Genomic DNA, 20,344 nt, shown 5'->3' with positions numbered 1-20,344 from the left:
ATGGTTTCATTGAGAATTTCATGTCGATATTCACGAAGAAATACGAAGAGTTTGCCATGTGTTTTTAAACGGCTACAGATTAATTTTTCTTTTTTACTCAATGCTTCAGGGCATTGCCAATGGCGATTATATTTCATGATATGACTACGTTAGCTAAGACACGCTATTTGATCATGAATTGAAGCAAATGTCGATCTGGTTAGAATGTATACTGATCGGTGCTCTAGGGCGTGTTGACCTTTGTGGGTTGAAATTTGTTCAACCTAGGGGCGATTTAATCGCGGCGCGAGGTTTGTAACCTAGCGGGCTAAGTAAAAATCGAGCAACAAAGAGTCAATCGCCCCTAGGAGGAACCCTTTGGGCAGCGCATGTTTGTCATTTATACTGCGTTATCGCCTATTTATGGGGAACAACCACACACCATAGGCGCTGCCTTGCCTAAAGACCAAACATACTGCTGCAAAATCAATCACGAAAGGTGAACAAGCCCTAGTGATTCATTAAGCAGCTTGCGCTTTTAAACTTTTTATTACACTGATTTAGGTAAAGATGAATAGGCTATAACGGCTGCATCTCGCTTTACTAGATCGGGTTTAGATGGGCTTTTAGCATAAACATCACAATATTTGATGGGATCACCTTCGTGTACTAACAAATGATCATTACTAAAACCAGCTAATACTTTTTGCCAGCGCTGCATAATATGTACGGGAGCACGTGGTAAAGAGTTCAAAATAAGCCTTGATTCTTTAAAGTTGCTATTAATTGCAATATTTAGCATGTCGTCGTTCGCAGCCCCAAGCCAGCTAGCCCCATTAGTGCCCACACATAGTAGTGGCATGTAGGGAGCAAGTGCGGGGCAAACATCATTCCTATAAATATCTACTTTCCAATAGGACCGTGCTATTTTTATAAACTGAGTAAAATCTTTGATGGGCGTAAAGTTTGATGTTGCTAAAGGCAAAATTTCTATTCTGGGTTTGTTGGCATTTACGGTGTCGTTAGAAACATCAATATACCAAGGGCCCAAAATAAATGCGTTTTGAAAATACTCATCCCGTAAAGAGCCCCACGCTTTTTGCAATGGGGCGCCTTGTGCAATAAGCTCTTTTAACAAGCTAAGCCCAGGTTTATTTGTTGTTGGTATTTGCGTTTGTAATAATGTGAATACTTCATCTCTTATCTCTCTGCAACGGCCAATAGGATAAGGTTTTTCGGCAAAGTAAGGGATTGTAGGTGCCAGTTTTAAATCGGCTATTAATCTTAGATGGGCTAGATCAGCACATACTATTGTAAGTTGCTCTGGAGTGAGGTTTTTATCAAGCACGTATATTCCTTATAGTTATAATCGTAATTTTTTTAGTTGAGCTTGGGTATAGGCGTCATCTCTTAGCCATTTTAACATGTTTGGATAACCGTTAGGGTGATTCGGCTGTTCACACATAAACCATGAATATAAAAGGGGATAACCAAACCCTGTGTTAGTGCTAAAGGCTTCTATAAGACTCGCCGATGCACCCTTATAACCCTCTTCATGAAATAAAACATCGGGTGCAATATCCAAATAACAGGCAGCGGCCCAAGACCATGCAATTGCAGTCATTTCCTCGGCCGCTTGATGATCATGGTGTTTCATATCCCCAGTTAAACAGGTTCTTGTTGTTTCAGAGGTAACCGCAATATGACCTGCTTCATGGAGAATGTCACCAGGATAAAATCCCTTTTCAAAATCAAGTAATAAAGTACCATTATTTACTTTAAGGCCAGGCAAAAAAGTTTTTTCATCTAGTGTTTCATATCGGTGCTTTATGCCAATATTAGTAAGAAAGGCTAAAATTTTATTAACGTCTGTTAACTGTTTATCTGTGTTGTGTTTAGAGTTAATCATCATGATGGTGTTAGATTACTATTAATGTTTAACCAATGTTCGAATTCTTCAATACGTTGGCTTTGATAAAGTGCAGCTGTCGTTTCATGGTATGGTAGTGCTAATGAATCTAATAGCTTGGTCCATAATGCCCATTCATCGTCGGCTATGCTGAAGGAGTGACCGCATTTAGCTGCCTGTGCACGCTCAAACATACGCTTTACGCCTGGTAAACCTAAATTATTAAGATCTGTAAATTTAGCTAATTTAGTCTCTGTTTTAATTGTATTTTTTATGGGGAATTTAAATATAAAGTCTGCGCATTTGGGCATTATATATTCATAATGAATAGCTTCACCGCCACGAAGCTGCGCATCATGAGGTAAAAAAGTCAGTGGTATATTCAAACTACATTGGTTTTCGGTCAATTTAAGGTGTTTGTATACTTGAATATCGGTTGTTAGTTTTAGTCTGTAATTAGTTTCAACGCCATTTGGGATCAGCATACTGCCTTTAAAGGCGGATGTATCTCCCGTATTTAAACGCTTAGCTTCGTCGATATTTAAGCAATAAAACTCTTTTAAGAGTATGTCAGTGCTCGGTTTATCTTCTGTCTGCATTAAAGAGTTAAAAGGTGTTAGCCATGCCTTTAAAGAAATTTTTTGTGGGATCAAGGTGCCAGATTCACTCAGGTATTGACATAAATGAGCAAAAATAAAAACTTGGGGTTCTCGCTTTAAAAGAGCCGTCATGGTTTCAGAAATAATAATGTCAAATTGCTGGGAGTCTGGTGCTTGCCAACGCGTTGCGTCATCACACGTGATTGCAACAATGTTTTGGGCGATTGAAAGGTGCTTTACTAGCTTTTTAATTGCACTGATGTTTTCTGGATGAATGTCAATGAGAGTGACTTTTATGCGCGGGTTTGTGGCAACACTTAAATAAGGAATAAGTAACGTACCATAAGGGCCTGTACCGGCATAAAGAATATGAATATCATCAGTCGTTGCTTTTAAACGTTCTTCAATAGCGAATTTAACACCTTGCATAAAGATTTGCGTACGAAGAGTCTCTTCAGTGCATTTAGCTGCTTGTACGGGAGAAATTGCAACGCCTTGGGATGTATTTTCATCATTCCAGTCATTCATATCTAAATCAGTTGATATAGACGTAATATTCCCTAAGTAATTTTTTAAATCGTTGATAAAAGGTTTCATCAACCCAGCATCACCTGGCTCATTTAGCAAATGTGTAACCGCATTACGGTATCTGTTCAGTAACTCAGTATCCATATCGCTCCCTGTATTTAGCTACAACAATTGTTGCTTGCAATAATATAGCACTCTATTCTAATTAAGTTTAGTCAGCGTTAATAAATCAATTTAAGGTGTTTTAGTTGTCTGAAATCAGGCAAGGAAAAGGAGTTATTATGCAAAATGAGTTGATAGCAAAAGTGCCACCTTCGGACACAATAGCGCAGAGCACACTTCCTTGTTATAAAGAAACTGGAGGCTTAGGTTTATTTCAATTAAAGCGAATGTGGCACAAAGTACAGTTACAAAAACAAGGCTGTGCGGATAAAAAAATAATAGAAGACGAATGGTCGCTTGATGTCATGATAATGGACACTCTAGGCTTAGGGCTCACACCGACTATAGAGTCTATTTTTGCGAGTGATAGTTTTTTCGAATTTGAAAATTGGGTAAAAAAAGTGCATGGCAGAGCTATTTCAAACGCAAAAAGAAATCAGCTTAATAAAAGCATTGTTTCATTTTTTGAGGAAACAGACATAAAAAATGAAACAGCATCAGTAGAGACGCCTCGTTACTCTATTTTAACGCCACTGCAGTGGCAAAGCTGGGATGATAATGGTTATGTTATTATTCCAGCGTTGGTGCCAAAAAAATTATGTGAAGACGTTTGTAATATGCTTTATGAACGTTTGAAAATGGATAAAAACAACCCCGCTTCATGGTATAGCTGTCATGCGCTTAAACAGGGGGTTATGGTACAAATATTTAATGATATAACCATGCAAGTTATACGCTCTCTTCCTCAAGTTCGAGATGTTTTTGAGCAACTCTGGGGGAGAAAAAACTTAATAGTAAGCACTGACAGACTTAGTTTTAATCCACCACAGACAGAAAGTTGGCAGTTTCCTGGGCCACATATTCACTGGGATATAAACTTTAATAAACCACTCACCTTTGCAACGCAAGGGTTGTTGTACCTTACTGACGTTACCGCTGAGCAAGGTGCATTCAGTTGTGTATCTGGCTTTCATACAGAAATAGATAACTGGCTGGCTAACCTACCTAAAAATACTAATCCACATTCTTTTAATTTCGATAAATTTCACAGTACTCCATTGGCTGCAAAGGCAGGTAGCTTAATTGTTTGGCGGCATACATTACCGCACGGTAGTTGTCCAAATAAGGGGGATACACCTCGTATTGTACAATACATAAACATGACTCCATTAAGTAAGTAGCTAAAGACTCGCTATGAATAAAAAAGAATGCCGTGTAATAGGGTGTAATATTTTTTATTTTTAACTTATGCCAAACTTATATATATACCCAAACCACCTCAAGATGCGAGCGTCGTTGGAATTAAAAGCGATTTAGGCAAGGCATTGATTGCAAGTAATAGTGGTTCTATTATTAAAATCAATCCCTTATAAAAGTAACGCTGTATAAGTCGCTTTTAAACCAACCCGTTGTGCGTTTCACAGAGACTTACTCTCATCGTTGTTCCTTCTTAAAAGGGACGGCCATTCCTACAAAGTAACGCCTTGATATTAAGCCTCTGTGAAACGCTGAATTCTGCATCTTGAGGTGGCTTGGGTATAACTTATTGTTAAAAATAAGTTGGTAGACTTTTCAAGTAAGTGATTATTAAAAATAATAGAACTAAAAAATTGTGTTCTACGTCTTGTGGGCTATTATACCGTATAAAAGCAATGTTAATTTATGATGGAGTTATTTGTTGCAAATGAGTGATAAGGGAGTGCTTAAGTATGAATTCACATGATTCACAGTCTACAGCAAGTTTGGAATATGCGGTCCCTCAAATTGATGAGCTATTAAAACACTCAATTCGTACCCAGCTTGAATCTCTTTTGAAAGCTAAATTAACAACAGGCCAGCGTCAGTTACTTTTGCAAAAAAGTTTTGTGGATGCAATGACTTTGGTGTTGAGCGACACAAAAATAGAGCATAGCACTTTACTTAAAGCTTTTGAGGCAATGTATGACCAAGCTGTGCAATCTATGGCATTGGCACAGCTTAGTGAAGAATTACTCACCAAACAGTATGTATCAGCCTCAGGGCTAATAATGTCACCTCATAACTGTAAGCACACAATTAAAGATGTTTATCGCATTCAAGGATATGCACGCGGTTTAGACCGAGCAATACATAGTAAGCTTAAACATAATGATTCAGTTACGATCCTCTACCCCGCGTGCGGTCCTTTTGCACCATTATTATTACCATTATTAAGTTATTACAAAGAGAGTAAAAAATTTACTAATAAACAGGTTAAAGTGATATTGGTGGACGTTCATCCTGGTGCAATTTTAGCGCTCACACAGCTAGTAGAAGATTTGCAACTTAGTGAATATATTTTGCGAATAGAAGAAGCTGATGCGACAGAGTATAAGCCCAGTGAATCAATTGATATTCTTGTACTTGAAGCGATGCAGCATGGCTTTACCAAAGAAGGTCAGTTAAGTATTGCTAAACACTTGGTGCAGTTTTTAACAATTGACGGCTTGATGATCCCGCAAAATGTATCGGTTAGAGGGATGATGGTAGTAGGTGAAACAGAGTTTAACCAGCAATGGAAGCAAGCACAATACAGCCACTCGCTAAATGTAAATAACGATGCGCAGCAAGACCGAGTAGAGCTTGGTGAAATTTTAAGTATTAATAAGTCAACGTTGCTCAATATGCAAGAACTTGAATTGCAAGATGGAGTAAAGGTTATTCCTGCGAGCAAGATTAAACTACCCTCAAGTGTGAAAGATATGGGGAAGCGTATTTTAGCTATATATGCTCACATAGACACTTTTGCCGATGAAGGAGTAGAGCAATATGACTCAGGTGTAACGCATCCTAGACCGGACATGACTTTTTACATAGATGCTAAACCCAAAGATATAGAGCATACCCATTTTGTCGCTCACAGTGGCGACATGGTGCAGTTTTATTATCAATTGAGCGGTTTACCTGGATTTGTGCCTGTAAAGTTGTAAGGAGGCAGCAATGCAAAAGTTCGCAGTTTTTACGGGTAGCTGCCAAAGCTTACCTGTTGTGCAATATTTATTACAAACCAATCAATTAGCTTGCGTGGTATTAGTCGATGGGCAGCCTAACCCTGATTTAATGCAGCTGCAACAATGGCTAAAGCAGCAAAATATCACCACGTTACCTTATAGTAAAAATGGCGATGACGCTTTGCTGTCGCAACTAGATAGGTTAGCCGTTAATTGTGGGGTCGTTTATTTATTTAGGCATAAAATTCGAAAGTCACTAATGCAATATTTTAATGGTGAGCTTATGAATATTCATCCAAGCCCCTTACCAGAATATAGAGGCCCACAGCCGCTCTATTGGCAGCTTCGTAATGGCGAAACGTTAACCAAACTGACCATGCATCAGGTTACACAAGAGCTAGATTGTGGTGACATAGCATGTGATGTAGAGATAGATATTCACCCTTTTGACACTATTCAATGTTTATATCAAAAGACATCACAAGCATTGCTTCATTTGATATCGCAGTATTGCGAATTGAAACAAAACAATCAGTTAGCATTGTGTAAACAAACTACAGAGTACACAAAATTAGCGCCTGCATTGCAACCTTCCGACTTAGTGGTTAACTGGAGCACATGTAACACAAGTGACATTGTTAATATGGCCAAAGCGGGCAACTTAGATCGGTTTTGTGCACAACTAATATTTCGCCAAAGTACTTTTCAATTATTACAGGCTTCAAAGGTTGAGTGTGCATTAAAAGGTATTACACCAGGGACCATTATTGAGCTTGGCTTAAAAAGTGGCTTAATAGTGAAAACACATGATGGTGCCGTAAAGTTAGATATTTTAGGTGCTACTCAAGGGTGTTTTGATGGGTATCGCTTTGCGCTTTTATTTGGTTTAGAGCCCGGTTTAGTATTTGATAACGATGTAGCAGTAAATAGTAGATAAGCAATTTTTATGGTGGCTTAGTTGAGAAGGGGCGATAAATTAAAAGCCTAGCTATTAGGCTAATGTAATTTATCACCTCTGCAGTCTAACTATGCTCTGATATTAACCTCAGAAGCGAGATAGATATGAATATTAAGATATGTTTAACCAACCGTTATGGATATGAGCTAATAGCTTATCCTTTTAATGGTGGTGCATGTCCTGACAATGGAGAAAAAATAGCACCACTTGAGGGAAAAGGGGAGCTCACTATAGCCTCTGGAGAAAATGCAATCATTGATGTGCCAGGTATGGGGTCTTTGTTAGTACAATTTTTGGGTGAACAAAAATTAGAGAACTTTCATGATAGAGCTTGTGAAAGCCCCAGTGAGTTTGATCAGTACGAACAAATGGCATTACTACGTTACAAAACAACTGAACTTTATTGGCGATTTCCAAGCAGTGACGATGCACAACTTGAGCTAAGCGTGAATGATATTGGTACCGTGTGCTTAGACAAAGTGCTATCAGGAGAAGCTCGGCGTGTTTCACTACCAGAGTTTTTTATACCACCAGTATTTTTGCCTAGTGGCGTTGATGAACAAGAGTCACAGGCAGAGTAGGCGGCTTACATTGTGAATTTAAGTTGTATGTAAGCACACATCGCGGTTAGTTCGCGACAGGGTTATAACTGAGAACAAAACTAAATTACACACTCTGTTTGTGTTGTTTTGCAACAAGAGTATAAAACAAATTATGAGGAATTAAATATGGCTACTGAACCATTTATTGGCACACTTACTGCGTTCGGCGGTACTTTTACCATTGAGAGTTGGGGTATGTGTTGGGGGCAGATGCAGGCAATTAGCGAGAATACGGCTTTGTTTTCATTGTTTGGGGCGATGTATGGTGGCGATGCTCGTACCACCTTTGCTTTGCCAGATTTACGAGGTCGTAGCCCAGTTGGTCAAGGGCAGATGCGAGGAGGGCATGATTATCGACAAGGCATAATGATGGGGACTGAGCGTATAAGTTTGGCTACAAGCCAGATGCCAGCCCATTCTCATACTGCTATTTTTACGCCCTCGGGTGGTGGTAGCCCTATTGCAGCAAAACTTGAAGTTGCTACTAATGGAGGCACATCTACAACGCCAAGTACAAGCACTTACTTAGCAGCAGGTAGTACTAGTGATAACTATGTGGCACCTGGATTAGGTGGGGTTGACTTAGTAGACTTACCGGGTCTTACAGTAACTGGTGGTGGCAGTGAGGGTGGAACCGTGACTGTAGGTACAACAGGAGGTTCCGAACCGATTGGAATAATTAACCCCTTGTTACCACTTAACTGGTTAGTAGCTTTGCAGGGGATTTACCCATCAAGGAGCTAGCCATATTCTGGTTAAGTTGTTAGCTAAGGTGTAATTAATAGCGCGCTAGTAGCTGCTATTTAAACTGTAATTGGTTGTTGTGAAAACGTATATCATCGGGCTTAGTGACGATGATATACGTTCAACAGTTTGAACTTTCGTTAAAAGTAAGCGCCAGTTTTAGCGAAAGTTAGAGTAAAGCTAGTTACTAAGAGTGAGCATATATAGAGGATTTAAACAATGCATTTTGATTTCGTATTTCCCAAGTATGTTAACCCACAGAGCATGTGTGTTAACTATAATAAAATGACAAAACTAGCCTTGTTTATGTCCGCAATTTATAGCACACATGCTGTTGCAGGGACATATGATTTTAGTTCAGTATCTGGCTCTGGAACACCAACGCTAACGACCACGGTAGACGGTATTACATTAACAGCAACTCAGTCAAACAGTAATAATATAACCCTTACTGCAGGCTTTTTAGATCCTGGCAGCTCTCACAATAGTGATACTTGGACCATTACCTTTAGCTCACCGATAAATATAAGCCAGTTTCAAATGGGTGAAATTTCTAATCTATCAGATGGTATTTATATTTTTACACCAGATAGTGGTACGGCGGTCAGTATTGATGCGGATGATCCGGCTATTGTTGGCTCTATTGCCACCTTAACACCAGGTGACTGGACATCGGTTAATTCTGTAACAATGAGTTATGATTACCCTTCTAATTCGTCTCATGTGGGCGTTGATAATATTCAATTTACTGCTGCGCCAGCAAATTCAGCCCCAGCTGTTGATTTAAATGGTGGGATTCCAGGTACAGGGAGTTTTTCGGCGTTTACTGAAGGCAGCCCTGCTACCGTGATTGCACCCGATGCTGAAGCCGGTGATAGTGATGGCGACTCAATAACAACAATAACCGTTGCATTAACAAATGATCAAGACGGGGTGTTTGAAGGTCTTAATGTATCTGCCAGTGCGCAAAATGCACTTGGGGGTGTAAGTGGTGCATCAGATATTAGTTTACAAGACACAATTTCTATTACAGGTGCAACTGCAACAACGGCTGAAGTTACCACTTTTCTTAAAGCAATCACGTATAACAACACTAATGCTAGCCCAAATGAAACCGCGCGAACGGTCTCTGTTGTTATCAATGATGGCACTGAAAACAGTACTAGCCGTACCGCGACAATTTCAGTGGCTAATCTTGCAGCAGCTAGCTCTACAGCTGCGGGTTTTAGCACCTTAGATGGTACAAATTTAAATCCGGCAATAACGTTTAGTAGTGACTCCGAAACATTAACGATAAGCAATCCATCACATATTACAGGTTCAGTGGCTGATGGTGGCACGGGTACAGATACCATTCACGTTCCGACTGGATCCGATTTAACGGCTTTTACTACATTAACAGGCTTTGAAACATTAACAATGCCTAGCAGCGCCACTTTAACGCTAACTGAAGCGCAGCATGAGCAATTTACGACTATTTCGGGGAGCGGTGCTCCCATATTTACAATTGCAGCAGGCAGTGGGGGCGATGCAAATTTAACGGCCAATAGCACTATTGCAACATACGTTTTGAATACACCAATTGCATTAACGCTTGTAGATAGAGATCAGTCTGTTACAGGCAGTAATTTAGCTGATTCAGTCGATATTTCCAACTTTTCGTACCGAGGAACTCTCGATGGTGGGGATGGCACAGATACACTTACGCTAGCTGATGGCGCGAGTTTAGCGGCGGCAACGATTTCAAACTTTGAAACGCTTAATTTGAGCGGCGGCGTATCTGTCACGATGAAAGAAGCGCAGCATGATGCGTTTTCTACAATTTCAGGCGCAGGTACAGATCAAATTACTATTTCTGCGACAACGGATGGGTTAGTTGCTGCGAGTGATATTGAAACGTATGTGTTGAGCACTGCAAATACAATTACGTTATCAAATGGCTCCCAAAATATAACCGGTAGCGCGGGCGCAGATACGGTAAATATTGCCGGTTTAACGGTTTCGGGTACACTCAATGCAAATGGTGGCAGCGACACCTTAAGCATGACAACAGGTGCTGATATAACAGGCGCTACAGTATCTAATTTTGCAAACCTGACCTTAGCATCCAACTCATCGGTTAATTTTTTAGCATCACAAGTCGGCTTATTTACAGGCACAGTAACAGCGCCTGGATCTGAAACTATTACTGTATCGGGTGATGGTAATTTAACGACGCTTAGCAATATTGAAACATTTTCAATTGGTGATGACAGCACAAATACGCGAACGATTTCAATTGGTTCTGCTTCTCAAAATATAACCGCGAATTCAGAAACAGATGCCGTCACTTTTGTTGCGGGTAGTTTAACATTAACCGGAGCACTAACAGGTAAGGGTACAGTCAACGATACATTGTCCCTTTCAACGGGTGCTAATATCACGGCAGCTACGATTAGCGATATTGAAAATTTAACGTTGGCCAGTGGCGCAACAGTGTCTATGACGCGCTCGCAACAAGCTGCTTTTACAGGCACTATATCCGCTCTCGGTACGCAAACTGTGAATATTACTGGGGATGGAGATTTCTCTACACTCTTTGATGTTGAAACATATAATGTGGGGGATGACTCTTCAAATAGCCGCACTATAACAGTGAGTTCAGCAACTCAAAATATAAGTGATAATTCTAGTAATACCTCGGTCACGTTTGCAATTGGTGCTGCTGGTTTTAGTGGTACTTTATTCGGCGAACCGACAGTAGCCGATAGTGTAAGTGCAATCGATGGTGCGGATGTAACAGCAGGTTCATTTTTTAATATTGGTACATTGAGCTTATCGTCTGCGGCAACGGTATCTATTGATGCGAATAATATAAGTGATTTTGGCACTGCTATCACAGGCTCTGCTGGTATTGATACGTTGAAATTAATGGACGGTGGTACGTTTAATTTTACGAACACAACGGTCTCAGATATTGAGGCGTTGTCGTTAGGTACAAATAGTAACACCACAATTACTCTGTCTGATAACTTTGATACTAATGGCGCCACTGTGTCATTCTCAAATGCCAGCGGTAGTGCTATCTCGGCATCAGTGAGCTTAGATGCAAGTGCATTTAGTTCGGATATTTTATCTATCACATCATCAAACTTTAATGGTGACGATACATTTAAAGGCGGCTCTGGCGCTGATACTTTGCGCCCAGGAAGTGGAACCGATACCTTAACAGGTAATGCTGGCAACGATAATTTTGTTGGCAGTAGTTCACAGCTCAATGGCGATACGATTACAGACTTAGCGGTTGGAGACACAATTACCGTAACGGGTGTAACGGGTCTTTCAACCGCAAACGTGCAATTTAATGGTACTAGTACATTAGAAGTTGATACGAATGCCACTGATTTTAATATTTCAGAATTAACACTATCACTGACTAATGCACCAGGCAATGATCTTGCATTTACTGTTGCTGATAGCGGATCAGATACCGTTATTACCTTTATTTCAGCAAATTCAGCGCCTGTATTTAGTGCTCTCAATGGAGGGGCGACATTTATAGAAAATGGGACAGCTGTTGTTCTGGATAGTGACGTAACTATTGCCGACACTGAGCTTGATGCGCTCAATGGCAGTGTTGGAAATTACAATAATGCAAGTTTAACGATTAATCGAAGCGGTGGCGCAAGCAGTAAAGATGTATTTGGTAATTCCGGCCTTTTAGGAGTACTTACCGAAGGTGAGTTATTCACTTATAACGGTAATAGCGTCGGGACTGTTACAACCAACTCCGCAGGAACTTTGGTTTTAACATTTAATAGTAATGCTAGTTCTGCGGTGGTTGATGCTGTATTACAAAACTTGACGTATGCTAATAACTCAGATGATCCGTCAAGCTCAGCTTCATTAAATTATATATTCTCTGATGGAGTATTGAACAGTACCGGAACTAATCAGGCTACAGTGACAATTACGCAGCTAGATGATGCGCCTACTGATATTTCATTATCTGCTACAACTATTAATCAATCTGTCACAGCCTCAGGGGCTGATGTTGCAACAATCAGTTCAACTGATCTTGATGATACCAGTCATACATATACGTTGGTGGCACCAAATACCTCGACAAGTGGTAGTTGCTCGTCTAATGCAGGCAATAGTAGCTTTCAAATAAATGGCAGTATTTTAGAGACTCAGTCCGCAATTTCAGGTGGTACGTACATAGTTTGCGTACAATCGGATGATAGTACATCGACCTTCCAAGAATCATTTTCTATTACTGTTACTGATGATGTAGCACCAAATGCACCTACTTCACTGGATTTAATTGCAAGCTCAGATTCAGGGTCTTTAAATACTGATAATTATACGAATGACACTACACCAACGTTATCAGGCCTAGCAGAGGTGGGGGCAAGTATTACCTTGCTTAGTGATCAAACGGGTAATGCGGTAATTGGTACTGGCACTGCAACCGATGGAACATGGGAAATTACAACGAGTGAACTGACAGCAAATGTTGTACACACGATTACAGCAAAAGCGACTGACGCACTTAGCAATGTATCCGTTGCGTCAACGGGTATTGCTATTACACTCGACACTGTTGTGCCAAGCACGCCAAGTATACCTGACTTAGATACTGCCAGTGATACAGGAACTTCAAATACAGATAATATAACAACAGATACCACACCGACTTTAAATGGTACTGCGACAGTGGGAGATGTTATTACACTGACTTCAAATGTCGACGGTGTTTTAGGTACTGTTACAGTCCCCGCTGGTGGTATTTGGAGTTTCACACCTTCATCGGCTATATCAGCAGGTTCACACACAATAACGGCTTATGCATCAGATCTGGCAGGAAATAATAGTACATTATCAGCATTGCTTAGCATCACGATTGATGCTGGTGCGAGTACGCCAACAATTACGACACCAATAGAAGGTGATGGTAAAGTAAACGCCAGTGAAGACAATGATGTTGTTATATCTGGCAGTGGAGCTGAGGCCGGCGCGTCGGTAAGAGTTTCGGTTGATGGTGTGATAGGAACTGTTACTGCAGATGGCAGCGGTAACTGGACACTTGCTGGTGGCAATGAACTTGATATTAGTTCATTGAATAATGGCACATTATCAATCAATGTGACGCAAACAGATACCGCGGGCAATACATCTTCTGCCGCTACATCATCAATTATTTTAGATAATCAAATACCAAGTGCTGTTGCGATTACAACGCCAATTGAAATTGATAATAAAGTTAATGCAGCAGAAGATAATGATGTACTGGTGCAAGGCTCTGGTGCAGAGTCAAGTGCAACCGTTACTGTAAATATTGGCGGGATCACTAAAACTGCTACCGCCGATGCAAGTGGTAACTGGAGTCTTGCAGGTAATGAACTAGATATAAGTTCGTTAAATAATGGTAGTTTGAGTGTTTCAGCAACTCAATCGGATAGTGCGGGTAATACGTCAACGGCGGCAACCACATCAATCACACTTGATAATGAAACACCAAATACATTGACAATTACTACTCCGATCTCAACAGATGGTAAGGTCAGTGCTGCAGAAGATGATGCCTTGCTGATCACTGGCGCTGGCGCTGAATCTGGTGCAACAGTCACTGTCAATGTGGGTGGAGTTAGTACGACAACCACGGCCGATTCAAGTGGTAATTGGAGCTTGTCAGGCAACGAATTGGATATTAGTGCGCTGAATAATGGCACTCTTACAGTATCAGCAACGCAAGTAGATAGCGCAGGGAATACCTCAACGGCAGCAACCACGACCATCAGCTTAGATAACCAAGCGCCGAATGCACTGACGATCACCACGCCAATTGAAGGCGACGGTAAAGTGAATGCCAGCGAAGATAACGATGTACTCGTGCAAGGTAGTGGCGCAGAATCAGGCGCAACCGTGACGGTTAATGTGGGTGGGGTTAGTACGACAACCACGGCCGACTCAAGCGGTAATTGGAGCTTGTCAGGCAACGAACTAGATATTAGCGCGCTGAATAATGGCACGCTCACGGTATCGGCAACGCAAGCCGACAACGCGGGGAATACCTCAACGGCGGCAACCACATCAATCACACTTGATAACCAAGCGCCGAATGCACTGACGATCACCACGCCAATAGAAGGCGATGGCAAAGTCAATGCCAGCGAGGATAACGATGTACTCGTGCAAGGTGGCGGCGCAGAATCAGGCGCAACAGTCACAGTCAGCATTGACGGCGTGACGACAACTACCACCGCCGATTCAAGCGGTAATTGGACATTATCAGGTAACGAATTGGATATTAGTGCGCTGAATAATGGCACGCTTACGGTATCAGCAACACAAGTAGATAGCGCAGGGAATACCTCAACAGCGGCGACCACATCAATCACACTTGATAACCAAGCGCCGAATGCACTGACGATCACCACGCCAATTGAAGGCGACGGTAAAGTCAATGCCAACGAGGATAACGATGTACTCGTGCAAGGTGGCGGCGCAGAATCAGGCGCAACCGTGACGGTTAACGTGGGTGGGGTTAGTACGACAACCACGGCCGACTCAAGCGGTAACTGGAGCTTGTCAGGCAACGAATTGGATATTAGCGCGCTGAATAATGGCACGCTTACGGTGTCGGCAACGCAAGTAGATGGTGTGGGGAATACCTCAACGGCGGCAACCACATCAATCACACTTGATAACCAAGCGCCGAATGCACTGACGATCACCACGCCAATTGAAGGCGACGGTAAAGTCAATGCCAACGAGGATAACGATGTACTCGTGCAAGGTGGCGGCGCAGAATCAGGCGCAACCGTGACGGTTAACGTGGGTGGGGTTAGTACGACAACCACGGCCGACTCAAGCGGTAACTGGAGCTTGTCAGGCAACGAATTGGATATTAGCGCGCTGAATAATGGCACGCTTACGGTGTCGGCAACGCAAGTAGATGGTGTGGGGAATACCTCAACGGCGGCAACCACATCAATCACACTTGATAACCAAGCGCCGAATGCACTGACGATCACCACGCCAATTGAAGGCGATGGTAAAGTCAATGCCAGCGAGGATAACGATGTACTCGTGCAAGGTAGCGGCGCAGAATCAGGCGCAACAATTACAGTCAGTATTGACGGCGTGACGACAACCACCACCGCCGATTCAAGCGGTAATTGGACATTATCAGGCAACGAATTGGATATTAGCGCGCTGAATAATGGCACGCTTACGGTGTCGGCAACGCAAGTAGATGGTGTGGGGAATACCTCAACGGCGGCAACCACATCAATCACACTTGATAACCAAGCGCCGAATGCACTGACGATCACCACGCCAATTGAAGGCGATGGTAAAGTCAATGCCAGCGAGGATAACGATGTACTCGTGCAAGGTAGCGGCGCAGAATCAGGCGCAACAATTACAGTCAGTATTGACGGCGTGACGACAACCACCACCGCCGATTCAAGCGGTAATTGGACATTATCAGGCAACGAATTGGATATTAGCGCGCTGAATAATGGCACGCTCACGGTATCGGCAACGCAAGTAGATAGCGCAGGGAATACTTCAACGGCGGCAACCACATCAATCACACTTGATAACCAAGCGCCGAATGCATTGACGATCACCACGCCAATAGAAGGCGATGGTAAAGTGAATGCCAGCGAGGATAACGATGTACTCGTGCAAGGTGGCGGCGCAGAATCAGGCGCAACCGTGACGGTTAATGTGGGTGGGGTTAGTACGACAACCACGGCCGACTCAAGCGGTAACTGGAGCTTGTCAGGTAACGAATTGGATATTAGCGCGCTGAATAATGGCACGCTCACGGTGTCGGCAACACAAGCAGACAGCGCGGGGAATACCTCAACGGCGGCAACCACATCAATCACACTCGATAACCAAGCGCCGAATGCACTGACGATCACCACGCCAATTGAAGGCGATGGCAAAGTGAATGCCAGCGAAGATAACGATGTACTCGTGCAAGGTGGCGGCGCAGAATCGGGCGCCACCGTGACGGTTAACATTGGTGGTGTAACTAAAACCACCACAGCTGACACGAGCGGTAATTGGACATTATCAGGCAACGAATTGGATATTAGCGCGCTGAATAATGGCACGCTCACGGTGTCGGCAACACAAGCCGATAGTGCGGGGAATACCTCAACGGCGGCGACCACATTAATCACACTTGATAACCAAGCGCCGAATGCATTGACGATCACCACGCCAATTGAAGGCGACGGCAAAGTGAACGCGTCTGAAGATAACGATGTACTGGTGCAAGGTGGCGGCGCAGAATCTGGTGCAACAATTACAGTTAGTATTGACGGCGTGACTAAAACCACCACCGCTGACACGAGCGGTAATTGGAGCTTGTCAGGTAACGAACTAGATATTAGCGCGTTGAATAATGGCACGCTTACGGTATCAGCAACACAAGCTGACAGCGCGGGGAATACCTCAACGGCGGCAACCACATCAATCACACTTGATAACCAAGCGCCGAATGCACTGACGATCACCACGCCAATTGAAGGCGACGGCAAAGTCAATGCCAGCGAGGATAACGATGTACTCGTGCAAGGTGGCGGCGCAGAATCAGGCGCCACCGTGACGGTTAACGTGGGTGGGGTTAGTACGACAACCACGGCCGATTCAAGCGGTAATTGGAGCTTGTCAGGCAACGAATTGGATATTAGCGCGCTGAATAATGGCACGCTTACGGTATCAGCAACGCAAGTAGATAGCGCAGGGAATACCTCAACGGCGGCGACCACATCGATCACACTTGATAACCAAGCGCCGAATGCACTGACGATCACCACGCCAATTGAAGGCGATGGCAAAGTCAATGCCAGCGAAGATAGCGATGTACTCGTGCTAGGTGGCGGCGCAGAATCAGGCGCAACAATTACAGTCAGTATTGACGGCGTGACGACAACCACCACCGCCGATTCAAGCGGTAATTGGACATTATCAGGCAACGAATTGGATATTAGCGCGCTGAATAATGGCACGCTCACGGTATCGGCAACGCAAGTAGATAGCGCAGGGAATACCTCAACGGCGGCAACCACGACCATCAGCTTGGATAATCAAGCGCCGAATGCACTGATGATCACCACGCCAATTGAAGGCGATGGCAAAGTCAATGCCAGCGAAGATAGCGATGTACTCGTGCAAGGTGGTGGCGCAGAATCAGGCGCCACCGTGACGGTTAACATTGGTGGTGTAATTAAAACCACCACAGCTGACACGAGCGGTAATTGGAGCTTGTCAGGCAACGAGTTGGATATTAGCGCGCTGAATAATGGCACGCTTACGGTATCAGCAATACAAGCCGACAGCGCGGGGAATACCTCAACGGCGGCAACCACATCAATCACACTCGATAACCAAGCGCCGAATGCATTGACGATCACCACGCCAATTGAAGGCGATGGCAAAGTGAATGCCAGCGAGGATAACGATGTACTCGTGCAAGGTGGCGGCGCAGAATCGGGCGCCACCGTGACGGTTAACATTGGTGGTGTAATTAAAACCACCACAGCTGACACGAGTGGTAATTGGAGCTTGTCAGGCAACGAGTTAGATATTAGCGCGCTGAATAATGGCACGCTTACGGTATCAGCAACGCAAGTAGATAGCGCAGGGAATACCTCAACGGCGGCAACCACATCAATCACACTCGATAACCAAGCGCCGAATGCATTGACGATCACCACGCCAATTGAAGGCGATGGCAAAGTGAATGCCAGCGAGGATAACGATGTACTTGTGCAAGGTGGCGGCGCAGAATCGGGCGCAACAATTACAGTCAGTATTGACGGTGTGACTAAAACCACCACCGCTGACACGAGCGGTAATTGGAGCTTGTCAGGTAATGAACTAGATATTAGCGCGCTGAATAATGGCACGCTTACGGTGTCGGCAACGCAAGCCGACAGCGCGGGGAATAGCTCAACGGCGGCCACAACGACGATTGTTTTAGATAATCAAACACCGAGTACACTCGTCATTAATACACCTATAGAGGGTGACGGCATTGTTAATAAAGATGAAGATAACGATGTTGAGATCACAGGTTCGGGGGCTGAATCAGGTGCGACTGTATCCGTGGATATCGCAGGAGTAAGCCAAAATGTTGTTGCGAATGCCAGCGGTAATTGGACATTATCAGGTAGTGAATTGGATATTAGTTCACTAAATAATGGCACGCTAACGGTTAGCGCAACTCAGACGGATAGTGCGGGTAACCTGTCTGATTTAGCAACAAAAGTAATTACGCTTGATAATGTTGACCCTACAGGGCACAGTGCAGCAATTACGCAAACTGAAATTAATCGAAGCAATGAAGCAGCGTTAAGCTTTACTTTGAGTTCTCTAGAGGGAAGTGGCTCATTTACATACCAAATAACAGATGGTTCAAATATAGTATCTAGCAATGCTGCTACCACCATAAGTGCGGTAACGGCAGAAATCACTGACGTGGATGTAACCAATTTAAATGAGGGGACATTAACATTATCAGTGGCAGTATCGGATTCAGCTGGAAATGAAGCAGATGACGTAACGACTTCGGTTATCAAGCGTTACAATATCAAACCTGTGTTATCTGGTTCGCCAATAACGTCTATAGATGAAGATGCTGAATATAGCTTTACGCCAACACTCACAGATCCTGATACAGCTGACACACAAACCTTTAGCATAACAAATAAGCCTAGCTGGGCTACATTTGATACTGCGACAGGTTTACTTTCAGGCACACCTACCGATCAGGATGTTGGTACCACGACGAATGTGAGTATACAGGTATCAGATGGGACCGAGGACAGTGATCCACTGACATTTAATATTGAAGTAAAAAATACCAATGATGCGCCTATTGGTGAACACTTTGGGTTTAGCTTAGATGAAGGTGCGCTACTTACCAAAGTGGCTGCAGATGGTGTATTGAGTACGGCGACCGATGACGACACGGATAGTGATGATACATTAACAGCTGTAAAAGTAACCGACCCAACATCGGGGACATTAACATTTAATAGTGATGGTAGCTTTAGTTATCAACACGATGGCAGTGAAACCACAACTGACAGCTTTACTTATCAAGTAGTAGATACCGCAGGCGAAAAATCAGCAATCCAAACGGTGAGCTTTACAATTACATCGATAGAAGATGCGCCAGTTGTTGTTAATGATTCAGCTACTACAGATGAAGACACCCCGATTACCTTTAACGTGGTTGCTAACGACAGTGATGCTGAGAATAACATGGTTGTTTCTTCAGCGGCTGTTGTTGATGCAGCAACAAAGGGGCAGGTTAGTATTGCTAATGGCGTGGTAACCTATACACCATCGAGTAACGTATCAGGCACAGACACGTTTACTTATACAGTGAAAGACAGCACAGGGTTAACCTCTGAAAAAGCGACCGTAACAGTCGTTATTACCCCTGTAAATGATGCACCTGTAGCGAGTAACTTTAATGAAATGGTGGATGAAGATACACCAACAAGTGCATTAACAGTAAGAAGCACGGCCACTGATGTGGAAGATACAGTACCGACTGGTGATATTTCGCTTATCGCCCAACCAGTCAAAGGGTCTGTGAGTATTAACCAAAATGATGGCACTTTAATCTATACGCCTGCGGCTAATGAAAATGGCCAAGACACCTTCACGTACACCATTGCAGACAGTGATGGTTTAGTATCAAACACCGCAACAGTCACCGTTAACATAGGTGCAGTGAATGACCGTCCGGTTGTTGCGAATGATGCGGTGACTACCGATGAAGACACCGTGACAAGTGTGGCCATTTTAGCGAATGATTCAGACGTTGAAGACCAAGGATTTAACGGCGCGAATGTATTGTTAGAAGATAAAGGCGA

The 20,344-nt window shown here is 43.2% G+C and carries 9 protein-coding genes; 6 read left to right on the top strand and 3 right to left on the bottom strand.

Annotated elements, in window-relative coordinates; translation table 11 throughout:
• Nucleotides 1-529 precede the first annotated feature (529 nt).
• The 3 genes from ACJJVX_RS17110 to ACJJVX_RS17100 are packed head-to-tail and all read right to left on the bottom strand — an operon-like array spanning nt 530 to nt 3,159.
• Nucleotides 530-1,327, bottom strand: coding sequence for a hypothetical protein (locus ACJJVX_RS17110; RefSeq protein WP_405632590.1), 798 nt, complete (start codon nt 1,325-1,327; stop codon nt 530-532).
• Between the two features lie 15 nt (nt 1,328-1,342).
• Nucleotides 1,343-1,891, bottom strand: a complete 549-nt coding sequence (locus ACJJVX_RS17105) for a hypothetical protein (RefSeq protein WP_054456084.1) — start codon at nt 1,889-1,891, stop codon at nt 1,343-1,345.
• Nucleotides 1,888-3,159: a class I SAM-dependent methyltransferase gene (locus tag ACJJVX_RS17100; RefSeq protein WP_405632587.1), complete on the bottom strand. Its 1,272-nt coding sequence runs from the start codon at nt 3,157-3,159 to the stop codon at nt 1,888-1,890. The genes ACJJVX_RS17105 and ACJJVX_RS17100 overlap by 4 nt, the downstream gene beginning before the upstream one ends.
• A gap of 137 nt (nt 3,160-3,296) precedes the next feature.
• Between ACJJVX_RS17100 and ACJJVX_RS17095 the strand changes: the two genes are divergently transcribed.
• The 6 genes from ACJJVX_RS17095 to ACJJVX_RS17070 all read left to right on the top strand — a co-directional run.
• The gene (locus ACJJVX_RS17095; protein WP_405632586.1) at nt 3,297-4,358 is read left to right on the top strand and encodes a phytanoyl-CoA dioxygenase family protein; all 1,062 of its coding nucleotides are present in this window, start codon (nt 3,297-3,299) and stop codon (nt 4,356-4,358) included.
• A 528-nt stretch (nt 4,359-4,886) separates the two neighbouring features.
• The gene (locus ACJJVX_RS17090) at nt 4,887-6,125 is read left to right on the top strand and encodes a hypothetical protein (RefSeq protein ID WP_054456091.1); all 1,239 of its coding nucleotides are present in this window, start codon (nt 4,887-4,889) and stop codon (nt 6,123-6,125) included.
• 10 nt (nt 6,126-6,135) lie between these two features.
• A complete protein-coding gene (locus ACJJVX_RS17085; RefSeq protein ID WP_054456092.1) occupies nt 6,136-7,083 on the top strand; it encodes a formyltransferase family protein in 948 nt (315 codons plus the stop codon).
• A 125-nt stretch (nt 7,084-7,208) separates the two neighbouring features.
• Nucleotides 7,209-7,685 carry a hypothetical protein gene (locus ACJJVX_RS17080; RefSeq protein ID WP_405632582.1) on the top strand — a complete coding sequence of 159 codons (477 nt, stop codon included), beginning with the start codon at nt 7,209-7,211 and terminating at the stop codon, nt 7,683-7,685.
• A 147-nt stretch (nt 7,686-7,832) separates the two neighbouring features.
• Entirely contained in the window at nt 7,833-8,450 is a 618-nt protein-coding gene (locus tag ACJJVX_RS17075; RefSeq protein ID WP_054456096.1) for a phage tail protein, read from the top strand.
• 219 nt (nt 8,451-8,669) lie between these two features.
• Nucleotides 8,670-20,344, top strand: an 11,675-nt coding sequence (locus ACJJVX_RS17070; RefSeq protein ID WP_405632580.1) for an Ig-like domain-containing protein, incomplete at its 3' end; no start/stop codon positions are given.

Origin of the sequence: Pseudoalteromonas sp. Ld20 (assembly GCF_045064175.1) — a bacterium.
In the GTDB taxonomy this organism is placed as follows: Bacteria; Pseudomonadota; Gammaproteobacteria; order Enterobacterales; family Alteromonadaceae; genus Pseudoalteromonas; species Pseudoalteromonas neustonica.
Note: the sequence above shows the minus strand (reverse complement) of the source record. Positions and strands in the feature narration are given on the sequence as shown.